General features: G+C 51.9%; 12 protein-coding genes. 2 read left to right on the plus strand and 10 right to left on the minus strand.

What is annotated here, in order from left to right:
- The 8 genes from IY568_RS23405 to IY568_RS23440 all read right to left on the minus strand — a co-directional run.
- Nucleotides 1-1,585: condensation domain-containing protein (locus IY568_RS23405; RefSeq protein ID WP_228553544.1), on the minus strand; the 1,585-nt coding region annotated here is incomplete at its 3' end.
- Between the two features lie 171 nt (nucleotides 1,586-1,756).
- The gene (locus IY568_RS23410) at nucleotides 1,757-3,877 is read right to left on the minus strand and encodes a TonB-dependent receptor (protein ID WP_194868854.1); all 2,121 of its coding nucleotides are present in this window, start codon (nucleotides 3,875-3,877) and stop codon (nucleotides 1,757-1,759) included.
- Between the two features lie 119 nt (nucleotides 3,878-3,996).
- A complete protein-coding gene (locus tag IY568_RS23415; RefSeq protein ID WP_194868855.1) occupies nucleotides 3,997-4,458 on the minus strand; it encodes a GNAT family N-acetyltransferase in 462 nt (153 codons plus the stop codon).
- Nucleotides 4,459-4,758: 300 nt separating this feature from the next.
- Nucleotides 4,759-6,132 carry a hypothetical protein gene (locus IY568_RS23420; protein ID WP_194868856.1) on the minus strand — a complete coding sequence of 458 codons (1,374 nt, stop codon included), beginning with the start codon at nucleotides 6,130-6,132 and terminating at the stop codon, nucleotides 4,759-4,761.
- 164 nt (nucleotides 6,133-6,296) lie between these two features.
- On the minus strand, nucleotides 6,297-10,691 hold the full coding sequence (locus IY568_RS23425) for a type I polyketide synthase (RefSeq protein ID WP_194868857.1): 4,395 nt from the start codon (nucleotides 10,689-10,691) through the stop codon (nucleotides 6,297-6,299).
- A 2-nt stretch (nucleotides 10,692-10,693) separates the two neighbouring features.
- Nucleotides 10,694-15,928, minus strand: a complete 5,235-nt coding sequence (locus tag IY568_RS23430; protein ID WP_194868858.1) for a non-ribosomal peptide synthetase — start codon at nucleotides 15,926-15,928, stop codon at nucleotides 10,694-10,696.
- A gap of 106 nt (nucleotides 15,929-16,034) precedes the next feature.
- The gene (locus tag IY568_RS23435; RefSeq protein WP_125558671.1) at nucleotides 16,035-16,238 is read right to left on the minus strand and encodes an MbtH family protein; all 204 of its coding nucleotides are present in this window, start codon (nucleotides 16,236-16,238) and stop codon (nucleotides 16,035-16,037) included.
- Nucleotides 16,239-16,293: 55 nt separating this feature from the next.
- A complete protein-coding gene (locus IY568_RS23440) occupies nucleotides 16,294-18,690 on the minus strand; it encodes a penicillin acylase family protein (RefSeq protein WP_194868859.1) in 2,397 nt (798 codons plus the stop codon).
- Nucleotides 18,691-18,999: 309 nt separating this feature from the next.
- Here IY568_RS23440 and IY568_RS23445 point away from each other — a divergent pair, with 309 nt between their 5' ends.
- Nucleotides 19,000-19,524 (plus strand): RNA polymerase sigma factor, encoded by a 525-nt coding sequence (locus tag IY568_RS23445; protein WP_010383862.1) that lies wholly within the window; start codon nucleotides 19,000-19,002, stop codon nucleotides 19,522-19,524.
- On the opposite strand, the gene IY568_RS23450 is transcribed toward IY568_RS23445, so the two are convergent.
- Nucleotides 19,521-19,985, minus strand: a complete 465-nt coding sequence (locus tag IY568_RS23450) for a TerB family tellurite resistance protein (RefSeq protein WP_323744778.1) — start codon at nucleotides 19,983-19,985, stop codon at nucleotides 19,521-19,523. The genes IY568_RS23445 and IY568_RS23450 overlap by 4 nt on opposite strands.
- Nucleotides 19,986-20,037: 52 nt before the next feature.
- Between IY568_RS23450 and IY568_RS23455 the strand changes: the two genes are divergently transcribed.
- Nucleotides 20,038-20,436 (plus strand): hypothetical protein, encoded by a 399-nt coding sequence (locus tag IY568_RS23455; protein WP_138538865.1) that lies wholly within the window; start codon nucleotides 20,038-20,040, stop codon nucleotides 20,434-20,436.
- A gap of 39 nt (nucleotides 20,437-20,475) precedes the next feature.
- Here the strand turns inward: IY568_RS23455 and IY568_RS23460 are convergent, their stop codons facing one another.
- Nucleotides 20,476-21,063 carry a hypothetical protein gene (locus tag IY568_RS23460; RefSeq protein WP_010383865.1) on the minus strand — a complete coding sequence of 196 codons (588 nt, stop codon included), beginning with the start codon at nucleotides 21,061-21,063 and terminating at the stop codon, nucleotides 20,476-20,478.
- Between the last annotated feature and the right edge of the window lie 4 nt (nucleotides 21,064-21,067).

Raw genomic sequence — 21,067 nt, forward strand, 5'->3', positions numbered from 1 at the left:
CCTGCTCCAGCTCAGCATAAGTCATGCTCTGCTGGGCAAAGCGCAGCGCCACCGCCTCGGGCGTACGCACACTTTGTTCACTGATCAGTGTCGTGATTGGACGCTGATAGTCAAACGCCGGGGTGCCCGTGCCAGTGTCCAGCAAGGCCTGAGTTTGTGCGCTTTGCAACAAGGAGACATTATTGACAGGCTGATCTGGGTCACTCAGGCAGGTATCCAGCAAAGAGACTAGCTGTGTCAGACATTGCACCGCAAAATCCGCATCATACAACTCACTGGCAAACACCAGGTTCAGGGTGGTGCCATCAGTGATGTCTTCAATCACATCCAGTTGCAAGTCAAACGGCATACCAAAGCGGTACATTTGCGTGCCAGACAGGGTCAGTGACTCAAGCTGGCTAAAATTACGCTTGTCACGGCGCAGGTAGTTAAACATCACCTGGAAAACCGGATGCACACCGCGCTGTCGCGCTGGCTTTATCGCTTCAACCAGCTTGTCGATTGGTAAGTCCTGGTTACTCTGCGCCACCCGGCTCATTGCGGTATTCTTTTCCAGTAGTTGTTGAAAACTGTCGCTGTCACCCACCAGGATTGGCATCACCTGAGTATTAACAAAATAGCCCACCACGTTTTGCGTTTCACTGCGGTGACGATTAGCTATAGGTACACCCACCCGAATATGCTGCCCACCACTGAGCCGGGCCAGTAAGGTTTGCCATGCCGTCAGTAGAATCAGATATGGGGTAATTTGATATTGCGTTGCCATTGCGCTGATCTTTTGCCACAACGCCCCTGGCACCGGGTGGGTTTCAAAGCCAACCTGATAATTCAGGTCATGGCGCTGGTGGTCGCGGGCCGGCAGTCTAAGGGTGTCATCGGTCTCCACTAAGTGTGGCAACCAGTTTGCCAGTTGTGTGGCAAATAACTCGGAGCGTTCCTGCTGTTGCTCCCATTTAGCAAATTCTAAAAAGCCCGGTACCGGAGTCCGATCGGCTGTGCCTTGTGCACCATACAGCGCAACAAACTCATCCAGCAATTGCTGCATCGAGGTGCCATCGGTAATGATGTGATGCATAGTCACGATGAGGCTGGTTTGCGTGCCCCGTGTGGCAATCGCAATGCGCAGCAAAGGCGCCTGGCATAAATCGAACGGCTGCTCCACAAAGGCACGGATCGGATCGTCCGGCTGTTCGTCGTGCACCGTCAGTTCAGTCACGTCCAGTTGCTGATATTGACCATCAATCTGATAGACCTGCTCAGCGGCTTCAACAAATCGAATACGTAAACCAGAATGTTTAGCCAGCAGCACATCGAATGCCTGTTTCACGCGCGATGGCTGCAACTGGCCATCAAAATGTAAAGCGCCAGCCAGGTTGTAAGACGCATCTGCCGGGTCCATTTTCCAGGCATACCACAAAATCTGCTGTGCGGCAGTCAGCGGCACCTGCTCACCGGGGGCTACACTCACCGTCAGTTGGCCGGTCGTTTCCGAGGCCTCTGCAATACGGGCCTGCAGGCGTTGTTGATCTTCACTAGAGAGGGACGAAATGGCGCGATTTCTTCTGGTACGTCTTTGCTGTGACATTCTGGCTCCACTGCAGTCAGCTAAATTGGGATTCTAAAATATGACTGCAAGACGAATGGCGGTGGCAAAAATCCACCTTGAAGGGGAAATTTTTCCAGCGTGGCGAAGGAAGGGAAAGTGCCACACTGACAGGCCCGGGCGGCTGTTATTCCAGCCCGGGCAGCACAGGGATTACAGCGTATAGCTAAAGGAGATCCCTACCGTTCTTGGGTCGCTTAAACGCGCGTAACGGAATTCACCTGCAAGGTGTTTATATTGCTCAGTCATGCCGTCATGACGCTCACCACGTAGCAGGCTTTCATTATCAAAGGCGTTGTTCACGTAGGCATTAATGCGCCATTGCTCAGTCACGTACGCTACAGAGAAGTTAACCTCGGTATAATCACCAGCTAAGTGAATATCCTTACCACCCAGCTTACTGTAATACTCGCCGACATAGTTACTACGAGCAGTCAGTTGTAGCTGCTCAGCCAGCCAGTACTCGGCACCAAACCCCAGAGTGACGTCTGCCGCCATAGGCAAGTCCAGGCCTTCGGAATCTCGGTTTTGCGCATTGGCTTCGTCGATGTTGCTGTCCAGCAACCCCAGGCTAGCAGATAAGGTCAGATCCTCGGTTACTGCCAGGCGCGCTTCGGTTTCCAAACCATAACTTTCAACCTGTGCCAGATTCAGCACTTTACTGTCTCGCGCATCACCACTTGGACCACGGCCTAGCAGCTGGTAATTAGAGTAATCGTTATAGAACAGGTTCGCTGATACCGACAGTTCGCCGTCCAACAGCGTGGCACGTGCGCCCAACTCAAACGTATCGACGTATTCCGGCTCAAAGGTGTAATTGGTGCGGGTAAACCAGTGGAAATCACCGCCACCAGAGGTATAGCCCTTTCTGAAGCTGGCGCTTAGCGTCGTGGTCTCGCCCAGGTCGTGCAACACTGCCAACTTAGGTAAGTAAATGCGGTTATCAACATCAATGTCAAAACGCAGACCCTGAGGCCCTAAACCAAAACCATCAAAGATCCTAAATTGTGATTCGTCGGTCACACGACCACCAGCGACCAAGCGCGTGGTGTCAGTTAATGCGAAGGTCAGCTCACCATAAATGGCCTTTGAGCTGCTGTCGTCAGTGCCCTGATACCAGCTTTCACGGAAAAATGCTTGATCGCGCTCGTTGTGATAGTAGCCAAGGTAGCCGCTGATGCCCGCATCACCGTCATAAGAAATCTTAGCATCATAAGTGCGTCCTTCTTCTTCCATACGCACAAACCAATAGGTGGGATATTGCTCAAAGATATAACTGTAATCGGTATCTGATACCATCAGTTCAAAGTCAAACTGACTGTTGATCTCATATCGGGTACGCAATGACCAACGCTTATAATCCGACGTTTTGTCTCTGGCACCAGACCCCAGCGCAACGAACAGGCCGGTTGCCGGGTTACGAACCCGTTCGTAACCGACCACCCAGTCTGAAATCGGTGCAATTTCAGGCCCTTCAACGGTCCAGTCGCGCTCACCTGTGTCTTCGCTGTCCACATAATGCAGTAACATGTCCAGGCCCTGTATGCCAGCTGGCTGCCACTTCACTTTAATATCTGCACGGGTACTGTCATAAGCATTTGGATCAAATGGGTAGCCCTGATCGTATTGGAAAGTGTGATGCAGATCGCCTACAACGCGCTGCACACTGGCACGCACGCCAAGCTGATCTTCCAGCAGTGGGATAGATACCACACCTGCCAGCTCACTTTGCTCGTTCAGATCGGAATAACCTACTCGCACACCCGCTTCGATATCGGTCAGTGAAGGCTCTTTGGTTTTGATATAGACCACACCCCCACTGCTGTTACGACCACTGTTAGAAGACTGTGGACCACGTAACACTTCGATCTGCTCCACATCCCACAAACCCAGATCGCCGCTGACTTTGGCAACATACGGCTCTGCCACGCCATCGCGCATAATAGAAATACGTGGCTTTGCGCCCGATGAAAATGACCCAAACCCTTGCGATACACCCTGGCCTTGCTGACCCCGAATGGCTGGTAAGCCACCTGTCACGACCACGTTTGCAATGCCCTGCAAAGCATCCAGGTAAGAATTAACCTGACCACTTTTCAGCTGCTCTTCATCGATCACCGCGATGGAAGAAGTGGTATCTTTTAGTGAATTGCGACTATTCTCACCATAGACCACGATCTGTTCAATCGATTTGACTTCAGCGTCATCGTCGGCCATAACGGCTTGTGAAACGGCAAGGGCGAGCGGCAGAATGCTGTATTTGAGTTTGTTCATTATTTCATCCTAGTTGTATTTCCGACAACCAGACGAAGCAAAAATCAGCAAATTTAGTAAAAATAATAATTATTATCAAAAAGATAATGTAATCGTCACAAACTGGGAAATAACTTTCCCTATTCTTCGCTCAGGTGCACTTTCATCTCCAGCAAACAAGGACTGAACCCCGCTTTCTCATAGGCCCGTATCGCGGCCTGATTATCACTGTAAACATCCAGGTAAAAGTCACGGATCTCATGCTGCTTACTCCAGTTCATCAGATAGGTCATGATCGCCTGATTCAGGCCCTGACCGCGATAATCGGGATCGACATACATAAAACCCAGATAACCATGGCGCTCATGCGCCAGCTGAGCTTTCGACTGTCGGTGTTGCACATACCCTGTGGCCACAATCTTACTATCTTGCTCACCGACAACCAGCAAACTGTCAGGACAGGCAAGTAGCGCTGGCAAGTCATAATAATAGGCGCCCTTTGCTTTAATGGCTTTATTAAAAGGTCGCTCGGCGGCAATCACGGCTTGCTCTAATTGGCTTAAAGTTGGCAGGTCTTCTTGGGTTGCGGTGCGGATCTGCATGATATGTCCTGTTTACTATTCGTATAGAGCAGGCAGCGTCTCACAAATCGGTCCCAGTGCCAATCTACGGGCAAGAAAAAAGCCACCTGGTTTGACCCGAGATGGCTTACTAACACTACAAAAAAGGTTATGGCAAAATATACCAATTTCACTTAATACCTGTTCAATTTGAAGGAGCAAATATGACGCTAACGGTGTTAAAAATTTCTAATTTAGAACAACTAAATAGCAAAATTTTTGCCTTGTTATCGACGATATTTTCTCGCCTCAAGATTGAACACTTAATTAAGCAAATTGGTATTAGTGTTCATGCTCGTCGTGCGCCGCTTCACTTTTGGCGATCCCCAGCCACACTAGCCTGCTTGGAACAATATCCAGCTCAAAGGTCTGTGACCATTCACCGGCTTCCAAATCGAATTTCTTAATCAGTTTATTCGCCGAATCGCTGACAAATACCGCCTCTTCAGCCTGAGAAAATGCCAATGAGAAGCTTTGTCCGGTGGCCAATGCGGTCTCACTAACCATCACTTCATGCTCGGCTTCCCAGTGATGTTCACCATCATGTTCGTGCGCTGCAAAGACATTCAGCTTACCTGCGCTATCCATGACAATAATGTGCTCACCACTGGCACTGAACCCATAATCGCTGATGCTATGGTCATTGGTTACTTGCCACTCCAGCGCTTCTAACTCAGCGTCATGCGTGTCCAGCATAAACAACTGGTCAGCCACTTTCGCAATATACTGGTCACTGTGATGATGACCTTTCAAAGCGCCAACACGCTGGCCTTCAACAAAGCTCTCGGGGTTTGCGATTTTGGTTGCACCGAAGGCCTGGCCTCCTTGGGTGATCAGGACCACACCATCAGTACAACCAAAGACGATTGTTTCTTCATTTTGTGCACTGCCGTGCAATCCGGGACAGCTTACATCAAAAACTTTTTCACTATCAAAATGGTCGCCATGCGCATGGAACAAGCCTATTTGCGAAGGCAGTGTTGACTCACTGCTGCTGTCGCGCAATGTGCTGATCAGGTGCTCACCGCGTGCCTGGGCTGCGCCATGCATATGAGTACTGTACTCCAGCACCGCAACTTCTGTGTTCTGTCCGCTGATGTGCGACTCATTAAAGACCGCCACGGAAGCGCTTTGCTGACTTGCCTCATCGCCATCAGAGAAGACCGCGATACCGCCTTCATTGACCGTGACATGAGTCGGTTTCACCGATTCCAGATGGAAGGATACCGCTGCCGGCGCGTCCTGATGGGCATGGAAATGATCGTCATGCGCTTCCTGGTATAAACCACCATCTAAGAACTCCACTATGCCATCCGTACGTTGTACAGAAATCGCATACCGATGATTCTCCGAACCATATAAGTAATCAGGTATATGCGTCAGGCCAATTGATTCAATCAAGGCCTGATCTGAGGTTGAGTAAACATGCAGTACATTACTGTCAGCAGTGCTAACCACCAGACGACCAGCAACATCGGTCACGCCCTCATCGTGGTCATGCTCGTCATGATCAGCTTCTTTTTCAGACTCAGTCGCCTTTGCTTCCTCAGCGACGGCTGGCTGTGCTGTGCGTGTTACATTGTGCTCTGTACCACCACATGCGGACAACAACACGGCTGATACTGCCGCTGCCAGGACCTTTGCTCTGAAAATCATGAATACTACCTTACATCTCAACGTTATATTATAACAATATGGAAATGTTATAATATCACAAAAAAGATCGCAAGCCTTGCGACCAAGTAATTCATTAAAAAATGCAAAGAGAACAGATCAGCCTGGATAAGAGTGCGGCCTCAAGGTGAGGCCGCAGGGGGAAGTTAGTGTGTCTGCAACTGAGCAACCAGCTGCTCTTCAATCATAAAGGCCAGGTTGTCTATGGTCGGATCTTCAAAGAAAGCGGCCGGCTCCAGCTCAACCGAAAACATTTGCTTGGCCTTGGCCAGCATCTGGATCGCCACCAGCGAATCGCCGCCCAACTCCAGCATGCTGTCGAAAATACCGATCTGTTCAAAGCCCAGATATTCGGCCCACAAGGCCACCAGTTTGTGTTCCAGCTCACTTTCTGGTGCTTCGTATTCCACCGCCAGCTCAGGACGAGCATGACCTTTGGGTTTGTTCAGTCGTGCCAGCAGCGCCTGCTCCGTCGCCCGAGTAGCTGCACACAATTGCGACCATTCGGTACTGGTACAGTAAACCTGAGCCAGCTCCAAGCTTAGTGCGGCATCAAACAACTGACATGCCTCACTGTGGCTTAGTCCCAGTCCATCTGCCAGCGTAATATTGGCCGTCATCCCCGTGTTCAGCCAGGCATCCCAGTTGAGTACCTGCACGGTAAATGGGTGGTCTTGTTGTGCGACTGCATCCAGATAACTATTAGCGCCACAGTAATCACTTTGCGCAAATGCACCCACGATTGAGGCCAGACAGGAGCACAGCACCATGCGCGTCAACGGCGTATCGGCAAACAGCTGCAATAGCGTTTGTGTGCCCTGCACTTTGGCCGCGGCACTTTGCTGTGCCTGCGCCGCAGAGATCTCCGTGAGCAAGCCACCGCCGGGCAGACCCGCAGCATGGATCACCTGAGTGACGGTGCCCACTTCAGCCTGCGCTTGAGTAAGCGCCGCTTGCATCTGCGCCATATCCGTTACGTCGGCGCTGATCACGGTAAGCCTGGCACCACTTTGCTGCAACGCATGCAGTTGCTGATAACGCTCACGCAGTTTCTGTGGCTGCTGCTCATCTTCGCTCAACTGTGCCCACTGTGCAGGCTCAGCCATTTGCTGACGCGTTTGCAGCACCAAGGTATGGCCCTGTCCGGCCAGGTGCTTCGCCAGCGCCAGACCGATGCCACCCAGACCACCTGTGATTAAGGTTACCCCAGGTACAGAACCAGCCACGCTTTGCGCGCTCACCTCAGTTTGCGTCAAAGCAAAACGATGTGTGCCCCGATAAGCGATTTCCTCGTCACCATGGACCAGATCGGCCACCAGACGGCCGGTTAATTTATTGCTCGGGTTGTTTGCCATCTCCTGTGTCAGTGCCAATACCTGACAGGTTTGTGAGGCCAGTTCCAAAGGTGCAACCCGCGTGAGCCCTAACATTGAGGCCTTTTCTGCACTGACCGTGTCATCACCCAACACATTAAATAGCTCAGTCGCGACGATACTCAGCGGACGTCCGCCAAGCGACATCAACCACTGCACCACAGGCAACAACGTGTTGTAAGCCAAAGTACCGGACGACTGAGGTAACATAAAGCGGGTGTCTACCACCTGGTCAAAGTCACCCACGGCCTGACTCAGTTCACTCAATTGCGTACCATCTTGCAAGTTCAGGCGATAAGTCTTCTCTTCTATGGCTGAAAAGGTGTCTCCCTGCCAGACCTGTGTCAACTCAGCACCTGCCTGCATCAATGCCGCACTCAGCTGTGATACCAAAGGGATATCCGCTGCCAGCAACAGCACCCGCTTGCCGGTCAATGACGCAGCGGCTTGAGGCGCAACACATTGCTGCCATTGTGGGGCATACAACTGCGCACCTTGCTGACCTGCGCTAGTGCTCGCAACTGGGACCGCCGAGGCGGTTACACCGGGTTCAACCCAATACTCTGTGTCGGCAAACACATATTCCGGCAACAGATTTAACTGGCCATGTGGACGTACTGTTAACTGAGCAAAATCAACCGCACAGCCCAACTGCCATAGCTTAGCCAAAGTTTTGCCAAATGGTGGCAACGGGGCCTTGAGGTCGCGTGCGTGAGACACGGAGTGCAATACAACCTTCTCTTCACTCACTGATTGCTTGGCCAGTTTTTGTAAAGTGTCGCCCGGTCCGGCTTCAATCAAGACATCCGCGTTTTCTGCAAGCACCTTTACGCCAGCCACAAAGTTCACCGGCTGACGAATATGGTCGAGCCAGTATTGAGCAGAGCAGGCCTGCTCTGCTGTGATCCAGGTGCCACTGACGTTAGACACAAACGGGACATTTGGCGTCTGAAGCGGCGATGCACTCAGTACTTGTTCCAGCGTACTGGCAAAGTCAGGCAAGACTGATTCAGTCAGATGACTGTGGAAAGCATGTGACACATGCAGACGCGTCGCGGCAATATCGGCGGCTTTTAACTCACTCTGTAAAGCCTTAATCGCTTCTCGCGTACCGGCAATCACAGTATTAGTCGGGCTGTTCAGTGCTGCTATGTCCAACGCATCATTGAGGTAAGGAGCAATGGCATCGCCATTGGCCATCACCGAAAGCATGGTGCCCGGCGCCATGTTTTGCAATACTTCGCCACGAGCTGCCACCAGTTTGGTTGCAACCTCCAGCGTCATTACTCCAGCCAGACAAGCTGCCGCATATTCGCCAATGCTATGACCCAGCATGGCACTGATCACCACACCATGGGCCTCATAGCATTTCGCCATAGTATAAGCCACGACAAATAAAGCAGGTTGAGTAATGCGAGTCTGATTCAGTAACTGGTTAGCCGTCAGGATCTCGCTGTCTGCGGGTGAAAATACACTGTGTAGCTCTTGCTGCAACGTGTCAGGGAAATAGCTCATTACCTCATCAAAGGCGGCCTTAAATGCCGGCACTTCGCGCAGTAACGGCTGTGCCATGGTGACATACTGAGACCCCTGCCCCGAGAACATCAGTGCCACCCGAGGCGCTACCGCTTTATCGCCCTGTGGCTCACGCAGTAACTGTGCGATGGCCTGCTCGGCATTTTCTGCCACACAAGCATAACGCACCGCCAGCGCACTGCGTTTATGCTGTAACTGTGCGGCCAACTGTGCAAACTGCTCTGGTGAGCGTTGCAATGTATCGGCCAGCGCCTGAGTCTGACGAACCAAAGCACTTTGACTGCTGGCACTGATAGGCAGGACTTGCCATGCCGAGTCCGCGCTGTGCTCGGTATCTGGCTGATTGTATTCTTCCAGGATCACATGGGCGTTGGTGCCCCCCATGCCTAGGGAGCTTACTGCCGCACGACGAACGCCTTCACTGTGCCAGGGTTTTAGCTCGGTATTGACGTAGAAGGGACTATTGGCAAAATCAATTTTGCTGTTCAAAGGCTGACTGTGCAGACTGGGCGGCAATTCCTGGTGACGTAGCGCCTGAACGGCCTTAATAAGACCCGTTACCCCAGCCGCGGCATCCAAGTGGCCAAGATTGGTTTTAGCAGAACCAATTGCACAATATTGCTTTGCATCACCGGCATAAGCCTGACTCAGCGCAGTAATTTCGATTGGGTCGCCCAGTTCAGTACCGGTGCCATGGGCTTCAATATACCCCACACTTTGCGGGTCAATGTCTGCAAACTCCAGTGCAGCCATAATGGCGTTGGCCTGACCATTCACGCTCGGTGCCGTATAACCGACCTTATCTCGGCCATCATTGTTGATGGCTGAGCCTTTGATCACTGCCAGAATGTGGTCGCCGTCTTCCTGCGCTTCTGCCAGGCGCTTTAATACCACCGCGGCACTACCACTGCCGATCAAAATACCATCTGCCTGCTCACCAAAAGCACTCAACTGACCAGATGGCGACAAGCTACCACCAGCCGGGGCATGATACCCCTGATCCTGAGTCAGATTGAGCCACACGCCGCCTGCCAGGGCTGAGTCGCACTCAAAGTTTTGTAACGCACGACACGCCATATGCACCGCAACCAGTGAGGTTGAGCAAGCAGTCTGAACGGTGACAGCCGGACCTTTGAGATCTAGCTCGTAGCTCACCCGCGTAGCCAATGAATCTTTGTCGTTACCATTGGTGAGCGCCAGCAGGCTGGTGATATCACGTGACTGTCCTTGCAGCAGATTTTGCATCAGGTAGGCAGGGACACCACATCCGGCATAGACGCCGGTCAGCTCACCCTGTGCCAGTCCGGCATGCGCCATGGCATGCCAGCAAGTTTGCAAAAAGTGACGCTGCTGTGGGTCCAGCTGTTCGGCTTCTTTTGGCGTGTAGCCAAAAAACTCGGCATCAAACTGTGCCAGCCCGTCAAACGGAATGCCGCGTTTCACATAATCCGGGTCGCTCAGGTCAGACTCACTCACGCCGGCACGACGCAGCGCCTCGTCGTCGTAACTTTGGACTGCGCAACGGCCGGCACGAATATTTTGCCACAAGGCATCGACGTTATCCGCATCAGGGAAACGCCCGGCCATCCCGACGATGGCAATATCCAGTTCACTATAATGCTGTTCTGACATGATTATGATTCTCTTACTTTACGTTTGCGGGCAGCGACGGCGCCCATGCCGCGACGCTGCCGGGCGCCACTCGGGGCGCTGTTTGTTTGTGACTGTGTTGTTTGTGACTGGTCCAGATATGCTGCCAGGCTCGCAATGCTGGGATAGGCAAATAAGTCGGTCAGTTGTAACTGAGCAAACTGTGGCTTCAAATCGTCGAAGACCGCCATCAGCAGTAACGAATGCCCTCCTAAATCGAAGAAGTTCGCATTGCGATCAACCTGACTCATCGCCAGATGCTTCGCCCAGACCGCTTCCAGTGCCTGCTCGGTCTGATTGGCAGCCGTGCTGACTGACGGGGCCTGCGCGGATGTTACTTTTGGTAGTTGCTGGCGCTCCAGCTTGCCGCTGGCATTGATGGGCAACTGTGCCAGTGCCACAATCTGCGCCGGGACCATGTAATCAGGTAGCTGCTCAGCCAGCGCTCGCTTGAGCCTGACTACATAGTCTAGATCATCATGACGGTCGCTTTGTACATAGGCTATCAGACTTAAAGCTTGCGCCTGCTGCTCGGTGATCACCACTGCCACATCCACATCTGGCAGCTGTGTCAGACGGGTCTCAATCTCACCCAGTTCAACCCGGAAGCCGCGAATTTTAACCTGATGGTCGCTGCGACCATGATAATGCAGCGCACCATTTTGCCAGCTAACCAGATCACCACTGGCGTACATACGAGCACCAGTATCCGCAAACGGATCGGCGATAAAGCTGGTTGCCGTCTGTGCCGGACGTTGCCAGTACCCGCGCGCCAGGATATCTCCGCCGATATACAGCTCGCCCACCTGACCTTCGGCCACAGGCTGAAGGTTGTTGTCCAATACATAAAGACGGCGTCCATTCAGGGCATGACCCAGCGGCACAACCTCGCCCGCATTCAGCGTGCGGCAATCATGAATAGCAGCCTCAACCACAATTTCTGTCGGTCCATAGGTATTCAGCAGGCGAACCTCACCCAGACCCGCTGCGCGCCAGTCCGCAATGCCCTGCTCTGACATCGCCTCACCGCCTGAGTGTACCTGACGCAAATTAGGCAGTGACAATGGCGTGGTGGTCGCCATTCGCGCCCAACTGGCGGCAATGCTGCGCCAATAAGCGGCACTGAGATCCATCACGGTAATACCGTGACGCTGCGCCTGTTGATAAAGGGTCTCAGCGTCCCACAACGTATCACCACGCAATACCACAGCAGCACCGACAGCCCAGCTGGGGAACACTTGCTCCACAAAGGCATCAAAATTAATGGTGGCAAATTGCAGTACAACGTCTTGATGACTCAATGCAATAAAGACTTTTGCCGACTCTATGTAGCTGGCCAGCGCCTGATGCTCAATCGCCACGCCTTTCGCCTGACCCGTCGAGCCAGAGGTGTAGTTTAAATAGGCCAGAGACCGGGCATGATGGACCACAACCGGTGCAGTGCTGTGTTCGTGATATTCACTGAGTAACACCAGTGGAGAAATACAAGGCACAGGCAAGGTGATGTCAGTCTGTTCACCCAAGATAGCGGCACAACCACTGTCATTGACCATGTGTGCCAGCTTCGTTTGCGGGAAGTTAGGGTCCAATGGCAAGTAGGCAGCACTGGCCTTTAAACAGGCCAGCACCGAGGCCAGCATCAGGGGTTTTCGTGCCTGCATAATCCCGATCACCTGACCACCCAGACCTTGGCCAATCAGGCCATGGGCCAGCCGGTTGGCCGTTTGCTCCAGCCACTCATAGCTATAATGTTGATCGTCAAAGATCACCGCGGTTGCATCCGGGTTACTAGCAGCATACTCGCTGACCGATGTCAGCCACTGAGCAGCCGGCGCCGAAGCTACAGCCCCCGTTGCTGCCTCAGGTAATTGTGCCTGCTCAGCGCCTAAAGACAGATTACCAATTGCCAACTGTGCTTGTTGTGGCAGCTGATTAAGCAGTTGCTGATACGCCTCGGACAAGCGTGCAATGGTGCTCTGTTGATAGAGCGCCTGATTGTACTGTAGTTCAATGCTCAGCTGACCCTGCTCATCCAGCCGTGAGTCGATACTGAGGTCAAACTGCGCCTGCTGTTGCAACGATTGCGCATCGACTGTGGTACAGTCGGCCAGCGTCAGTGTCTTCGCCACATCCTGCTCAAGATGGTTAAACATCACCTGAAACAGTGGCGTCTGTCCCAATGCACGCTGTGGATTCAGCACTTCCACCAGCTTTTCAAACGGATAGTCCTGATAACGCTGTGCGTCCAGTGCCGTTTGTTTGCAAGCTTCCAGCAACTGAGTAAAACTTTGCTCCGGTGATACCGAGCCACGGATCACCTGAGTATTGATGAAAAAGCCAACCAGATTGTGTAACTGCGCAAGGTTACGGTTGGCAACCGCCACGCCAATCTGCGGCTGACGTTTGCCACTGAGGCGATAAAACAACACCTGCAAACTACTCAATAACAGCATGAACAGACTGGCACTTCGACTATGTGCAAGCTGTTGCAGCTTATCGGTGTGTTTGTGATCCAAGGTAAAACGCATCACGCCCATTGGCGCTGCCAAATCACTGCGTCTCGCCTGCTCGGGTGCCAGTAACTCCTCATCCCCTTGGCCATCCAGCCGTTCCTGCCAGTAGTTCAGCTGCGTCGCGGCAGCTTCAGAGGTCAGCCACTCCTGCTGCCATAGTGCAAAGTCCCCATACTGGATGTCATTATATTCAAGCACACCGCCATCCTCGGCGTTGTTACACAACGCGTTATAGTGACGCGAGATCGCCCCCAACAACAAATCGAAGCTCCAGGCATCACTGGCAATATGGTGCATGACCAGCACCAGGCGATGTGCCTGGTCAGACTCACTGATCAATGCAGCACGGAAATTCTCTCCGTCGCCCAGCGACAACGGCGTTTCATAGCAAGTGCGCTGTAATACGTCAGCCTGAGTGCTCGCATCTGCGGCATTGCATAGATCATGAAATTGCCACTGTAAGGGCTGTGCAGCAGTGCGCTGACGCCACTGGCCATCCGTCGTTTTAAAATAGGCTTGTTGCAACGCGGGTTGTTGGGCCAGCACCTGAGCACAGGCCTGCTCAAGTCGTTGCGGATCCACTTTACCGGCTAACTGCATGGTCGCACCAATGTGGTAAGCGCTGCTATTGGGCTCCAGTTGCCATAAGAATAATTGTCTTTGCTGCTGTGCGCTGAGCGGGTAATCGCTCAACTGTTGAGGGGTGATCTGCACGCTAGGTGCATCTTTTACGTCTCTTACACGTTGGCAGAAATCACCAAAGCGATGCGCTGCAAATAAACTACTGGGGTCGAGCTGACAATCCAGTTCACTCTGGACTCGCGCCAGTAATTGCGCCGCTTTGATTGAGCTGCCTCCCAGCGCAAAGAAATCCGCATCATCATGATTAACCGGATAACGCAGCACACTTTGCCAGCATTGTGCCAGCTGCTGGGTCAACTCATCCCAGTGTGCGTTGCCTGGCAATGAGCCTTGCGCCGTGAGCTGTTGCAGCTGAGTCAGGTCAAAATCACCATAACTGGCCAGTTCATTGGCGTTACGTAACTTCAAACAGGCACTGCGCTGAAGCTTACCACTGGAAGTTTTTGGCAAGCCCCCCTGATCTAACAGCAATACCAGCTCCGGACAGGCAGCAAAATGCTCAGTAATAAAGTCACGTACAATTAACGCTGTTTGCTGTGCGGGAACCTCATTGCGATAGCTGTTGCTGGTTTCGATTGCAAGGCCAATGCCTTCGCCACTGTCTTCACTGGGCACCGGAAACGCCGACACCCGACCTTTGCGCACAAAGCTCAGTTCAGCCTCAATAGCCCGCTCAATATCCTGCGGATAAACATTGTGGCCATTCATAATGATCAAGTCTTTTTGTCGACCTGAGATGTAAAGTTGACCGTCGAATACGTAACCAACATCACCAGTTCTCAGCCAGCGATGGCCATCGAGCTCAACAAACGTATCCTGGGTGGCTTGCTCATTCTGCCAGTAGCCCAGTGCAATACTGGGTCCGGCAGACCAGATCTCACCAATTTCACCATCAGCCAGTGCGCGATGCGATTGCGGACACGTGATCCTGAGCAGGTGGTTGCTGGCAACCTGGCCACAGCCAACCTGATGGCAGTATGCGTCACTGTCCCGGAGATCACGGGCATCGACTACTTCTGCCCGGCCCGATGCCAGTCCCTGATTGTCAAAGGCACGGATCACGGCACCACCACCGGCCTCTGTGCCAGTCACCATCAAAGTACCCTCAGCCAGACCATAGCATGGGTAAATGGCCGACGCTTGCATGCCCTGCGGTGCAAAACGCTCCGCGAAATCCAACAGGGTATCGTGGCGGATTGGTTCTGCACCCGAGAACGCAACGCGCCAAGTGCTCAGATCCAAATCTGCCAGCTGCTTGTCACGGATCCGCTCCAGACACAGGCGGAAAGAAAAGTCGGGACCGCCAGAGACAGTGCCGCCATATTCACCGATCAGTTGTAGCCAGCGAGCCGGACGTTCCATAAAGAAACGCGGTGAACACAACACCAACGGATAACCGACGTAGATAGGCTGCAACAGTCCACCTATCAGTCCCATATCATGAAACAGCGGCAACCAACTGACCATCACATCGGATTGAGTTGTTTGCATTCGTTCGGTGATCACCGCTTCATTGGCCAGCAAATTACCATGACTGACCATCACGCCTTTTGGTTTGGCGGTTGAGCCCGAGGTGTACTGTAAGAAGGCAATCTCGTCACTGTGCGCTGAGTGGCGTGGCGCTTCAGGCGCAGGCGTGTTTAATTCGTCTACCACCTGCATAACAATCCCATCCAGTGCCTCGCACATACCCGCGACTGTTTCTGTGAATCGCGAAGTTGTCAGCACCAGGCGAGCACTGGCATCTTCGGCAATCCCCACGGTACGGGCAATATGTTGCGCTTTCGTCGACTCGGGTGGAAAACTAGGTATGGCAGTCACGCCCAAATGCTGACAAGCAAGAAAGCTGGTCACATATTCAATGCCGGTATCCATCAGGATCAAGGCACGATCACCCGCACTGACGTGGTGCTGCAGATGCCCTGCCAGCTGTAAACTCTGTTCATACAACGCCTGAAAACTCCAGCGTGTGTGTGCTTTTTTATCTACGCAGATCAGCGCGGTTTGTTGTGGCTGTTGTGCTGCATGGTGGGCAAGGCGATCCATTATCGTCGTGGCGGTCATGGGGTACTCCGTGAATAAACTGGCAGTGTGGCAAGGCAGTGCGGTGGATATTAGCCGCGCACTGGCGCTGTTCAGCATCTAAACTGTTCAGGCGGCGCCGGGAAACTTACTGATCCATCGCCTGGCGAAGGCTTAATGGACGCATATCAGTCCAGTGCGCATTGATGTAAGCCAGGCAAGTCTCTTTATCGCCTTCAACACCCACATCTTGCCAGCCACCGGGCACGCTTTTATAACTGGGCCAAAGTGAATATTGTTCTTCCTGGTTAATCAGGACCTTGAAGGTGCCATTTTCGTTATCAAAGCTCATCGTTTTCTCCAAAAATCAGACTGTCGGCATAGTGACGCGCGACAGTCCGGGTTTTTTAGTCTTTTTTCACGATCAGTTTGGTCGTACTGAGCTTATTGATTGACACCTGCCAGGGATAAAATGGCAATTCGACCAACCCCTGTTGCGCACTATAATGGCGGCTACTGTCACTAAAATGCTCTGAGTCACGATTGGCACTTTGCGAATAACTCAGCAAACCGCGGGCAACCGGACCATTGTCATCAAAGCCCACCACCATCATCCAGCTAGAACCAAAGTTCACACCATAGCCTGCCTCACGTAGTCCAGACCATAATGGTCGCCCATCAACCACACTGGTAAGTGGCGCCGATGGCTGCGCGGCAAAACTGGTCAGATCCATCGTATTGTGGGTTGCAAACACATTGAACCCGCCACTTTGATGTTCAGGCCCAGCCCACGACAAACGCTCCGTGCCCTTTTGCAAATACTGGATCTCAGCAAATGGCGCATCCAGTGCAAAACCATAGTGCTGCAGATCAGCCGCAGCACGGAGCAATTTTTTCAGGATCTCAGGGTCAGATTTAATTGTGTGCGGTGTGGTAGTTGGAAACCTGGGATTAAACGGCACCACAAAATCCTGACGCCTGTCGAGCACACGGAAAAATTCGCGCGCCAGATGTGCCGCTTTCGATGTCAGGTCAAAGCGTCCATCCCATTGTGCGAACGCCGCACAGGCGGGATCTACATCAACTTCAAGCTGTTCATTCAAAGCCCAACGTTGGCCCGCATATTGCTGGCATAAGCCGGCGATAACACCGCGCTCACTGGCAAAATAACTGCCGTTACCGAGCATGATATGCTCCAGTTCGTCCAGGTTGAAACGACCATCTCGTCCTGACCCTGAGCGCAATAACGCATAAGCATACCGACTACGCTCCGTTTGTTGTACATCCACCGGACCATACAAAGGAGAGACATTGCGCAGTGGTTGTGAGGCATTGCTCAGCCAGAAAGAATCATTGGAGTTTTGCACATAATCACGACGGCTAAGTGACGGTGCCTCGGCCAGCTCAACGGCACCATCAAACATCATCTCTTCACGATCGCCAGGCAACACCACCTGACCTGTGGCGGCAAAAATAGCAGCAGATTTTGGGTCAGTCTGTAACCAGTTTAGAGCAGCCGCTGAAAGGTTAGGGACATTGGAGTCGTCGGTATAGAAGGCATTACCATATTTATCCGCTGCCAGCGTATTATTAAAAGACAAGCCATTAAACCGCCTTGATGCTTCGCGCAATTGCGCTACTGATGCGGCCCGGTTGTATGACAACCAATGGTCTATTGCTGAGAAGTTATCCAGATTTACATCACTGACGGCATAGGCAACCCCACCCTGCCAGGGGAAGCGCTCAGGATCTTCAAGCATTAAACCAAACTGTGTGGCATACGCAGTATGGGTGTGCGTTTGCATCCCAGTAGCCGTTTTAACCGGAACCTGGATGTGACGTTCGCGCATCGTATGCCACTGACCTTTATAACGATATCGGCGTGGGTTGTCCGGGTCCAGCGTCAGTTCATAAAACACATGATGTAGTGCCGTTGAATAGGTGTGGGTCCAGGCCAGGTTGCGGTTAAAGCCGATATTGACCACACCAGGCATCCCGAGAACGGACGCCCCCATCACATCCAGCTCACCGGGTACAGTGGCGTGATGTGTCCAGAAGCGAAAATTACCATTGAACGGAAAATGAGGGTTGGCAAGCACCATACCTCGTCCATTGTGGCTCAGGGCTTTACCAATCGCCCAACCATTTGACCCCTGTGTGAGCTGCTCAGCGGGTGTCAGTGTCATCGAGTAACTCTGTTGTGCTGGGGTTGTCTCACTATCTGGCCCTGCCTGCACTAGCTGTGGTAGTAGCCTACCCACACTGCCCTGCACACCCATAAGCAATACGTTAGCAATCACATCCTGTGCCGTTATCGGCTTAACCCAGGGAGCATCGCGACAAATCTCGTCCAGTTGCGCGTTACCCGCGGCCACTTCCTCAAGATACTGATTGTATCCCGCAGCAAAGCCTTCCGCCAATGCACGCGTACTCGCCGATAAACTCGAATATTGCTGTGTGGCTCGACCGGGCAGGTCCAGAATACGATAGCCAATATCCGACATCAGGAAGTAATTATCTCCCTCATTACGATGTGCACCAAGATATTGCGCCCGCTCTCCGCGCAGTCGCAAGTAACCGTCAGCCAACAGACAACTATGATCTTGCGCCTGGGCATAAGCATTACCATAGCCCAACCCATACAAACTGTGTGCTTTGACATGGGCGATACCGAATTGGGTGCGGGTGACGCTTACAGCTTCGTTGCTATGCGGGTTTGTCAGGGCTGGGGGGAAAAGTGGGGCAGCCTGTGTGCTGCCCATCAAAATAGCGAGCCCTGCAAAGCCCAGTGTAAATGATTTCATATTAATCCTTTTGTTTAAAAATACGCAAAAGCCCCAGAAAAGAGAATGAGGGGCTTCCCCTGCTAGACGCGAGATAAAAACAAAAAACCACCCCAATGCGTTCAATCCACAACACCGCGTTATCTCAGGTCTGCAGGTAAACCAGCACAGGCATGATTCGCAAGGTGTGCGCTATCAAGAACCCACTAAAGAGCCAAACGGGAGTAGAAAACTACTTGACGACAAAAGACAAAAGGAAATAACATAATAGTGATAACTATTATCATTCGCCATAACGGATCTAAATCAAATACACCAGGAGAACTTACCGTGCCGCAGTCGTGTGAAAAGTGGTCAAATGTCATTGCAGAAAACGAAGCCAAGCTACTTGCTTATTTAAACAACATTCTGCGTTGCCCCTATCTCGCTGAGGATGCGTTACAAGATACCTTTATTCGCTTGTCTGGTATGTCAGCCTGTCAGAACTGCCAGGTTAAAAATTCGAAGAGTTTTTGCTATCAGGTTGCCCGCAATATTGCCATTGACATGTTGCGCAAACAAAGTCGAGAAAGTCTGGTTGATATGGAATCTGTGCATGGTGAGCACTTTGATGATGAAGAGTCTAATATTGAAACCCGCTTCATTGATGCACAGCTCTCAGAAAAAGTGAATCACACCATTGCGAAGCTGTCTAAGCGCCATCAGAACGTGGTGAGCTTTTATCGTGACGGACGGTTAAAGCAAAAAGAAATTGCTCAGATGTACAGTATTTCACCTACACTGGTGAATTTCCTGATCAAAGAAGCCATTCAGTCCTGCAAAACCGAGTTAGGTACCGCGCAGCTCACTCACTAATCAGTGAGCCCGAGCTGTTGACGGGCAGTGAGTTTGGCTGAGATAAAGTCAGCATGTGCCACGTACAGCAGGCCTGCGATTTTTCGGACCATATGTTCTTCGTGGGGATCTAAACGACCATCGGCATAGGCCACTAACCACAGTAATTCAATCACTTCGATACGCTCAAGTTCCCCGGTATGTGCGTTCACAACACGCACAAATCGATGCAAATCAATCGCTTCATCTACCATAGAGATGGCCTGATCGCGAATGAGCTCGCTGGCCTGTGTTGAAATGCCACTATGTTGGGTCAGCAGCCGAGCAATCATATGGCATTCATCCGCGTGGGTTTCACCATCGGCGCGCATAATCTCCACCATCAATGCAGCCAATGCTGTCGTAAAGTCAGGTGCCTGTTGAGACTCTGGCTGTTGAGCCAGGTTATTTATGAACTTTCTCAGTTGTGCAAACAAGCGCACCTCCCAAATATGTTACACTTCATCAAGACGAAGATGGATTATCAGGTTTTATATGGCACAGCTCGGCTTTATGACAACACAGGTGATTAAACAAGTACGTTGCACGCTACCAGTAGTTGCACTCACTTTACTTGCCAGTGCCTGCAGCAGCTACACGCCGCCACCTAATGGCGTCGTCGAAAAGTTGTATGACTTTGATCACAAAGTGCACTATGACCAAATTAAGTATAATGACGATCACTACTATTTACAGATAAAATCGGATAGTTATCAACACTTTTTGCAACAAAGTGTGTTTTTACTCAGGCATAGTCAACGGTTGTGCCAGGGTCGTTTGCCACAGCTGGTACTGCTCGCAGGCGTGCAGAGTTTTGACCGTTTACCGACTTACCCAAGAGCGTACGAGCCCGACCTGCAAGTAGAAGTACGTTGCGTGAAAAACCCGAAATAATCACACAGCTCAGTATTCACACTGAGCTGTGTAACCCAATTAGTCCTGATAACCCCAGGGTGCTTTAGGTGCCTGAACCGGCTTGGTCAGGTCAAAGTCGACTCTGAACTCACGCCCTTCTCTGACCAGGCGATAGGTGAAACGCTCATCGTAAATATACATCTGCCAGGTGTTGCCCACTGATTGCGGAATACCGCGCTTCACAAATAACTCTTTAGAGTACTGATCAGCAGGAAAAGATTGCACGTTGTCGTAGCCCGCATCGACAGTATGGCCACCATACATAGTCGATTCATCATCACTGCCATCTTTATGACGGTGGTCGTGCTTCAGGCTCAGACCGCTACCAGTCTTGGTAATGATCCAGGTGCGCGAGGCATTTTTTCCAACATGAAACGGAATTTGCAGCTCCTGATCGTTACAACGACGCACATGCATGATCAAGCGCGCATCGCTGAACGCACTGGGTCCCTGATTATCGACCGTCACTTTACCCTCATATGCTTTACCACAATGTTGCTTGAGTTGATCAAAAAACGCATCATGCGTGGGAATAGACACTAAAGGAGCCGGACGCGCCATTACAGTGCCACTGACAAGTAAAGCGGCTGCATAAACGAGTTTCATATCA

It is taken from the genome of Pseudoalteromonas sp. PPB1, from assembly GCF_015356275.1.
Lineage (GTDB): Bacteria > Pseudomonadota > Gammaproteobacteria > Enterobacterales > Alteromonadaceae > Pseudoalteromonas > Pseudoalteromonas rubra_D.

What these genes read in the sequence shown, in the direction of transcription:
- IY568_RS23410 (WP_194868854.1), bottom strand. Translation starts at nt 3,877, where the DNA reads ATGAACAAACTCAAATACAGCATTCTGCCGCTCGCCCTTGCCGTTTCA.
- IY568_RS23415 (WP_194868855.1), bottom strand. Translation starts at nt 4,458, where the DNA reads ATGCAGATCCGCACCGCAACCCAAGAAGACCTGCCAACTTTAAGCCAA.
- IY568_RS23420 (WP_194868856.1), bottom strand. Translation starts at nt 6,132, where the DNA reads ATGATTTTCAGAGCAAAGGTCCTGGCAGCGGCAGTATCAGCCGTGTTG.
- IY568_RS23425 (WP_194868857.1), bottom strand. Translation starts at nt 10,691, where the DNA reads ATGTCAGAACAGCATTATAGTGAACTGGATATTGCCATCGTCGGGATG.
- IY568_RS23430 (WP_194868858.1), bottom strand. Translation starts at nt 15,928, where the DNA reads ATGACCGCCACGACGATAATGGATCGCCTTGCCCACCATGCAGCACAA.
- IY568_RS23435 (WP_125558671.1), bottom strand. Translation starts at nt 16,238, where the DNA reads ATGAGCTTTGATAACGAAAATGGCACCTTCAAGGTCCTGATTAACCAG.
- IY568_RS23440 (WP_194868859.1), bottom strand. Translation starts at nt 18,690, where the DNA reads ATGAAATCATTTACACTGGGCTTTGCAGGGCTCGCTATTTTGATGGGC.
- IY568_RS23455 (WP_138538865.1), top strand. Translation starts at nt 20,038, where the DNA reads ATGGCACAGCTCGGCTTTATGACAACACAGGTGATTAAACAAGTACGT.
- IY568_RS23460 (WP_010383865.1), bottom strand. Translation starts at nt 21,063, where the DNA reads ATGAAACTCGTTTATGCAGCCGCTTTACTTGTCAGTGGCACTGTAATG.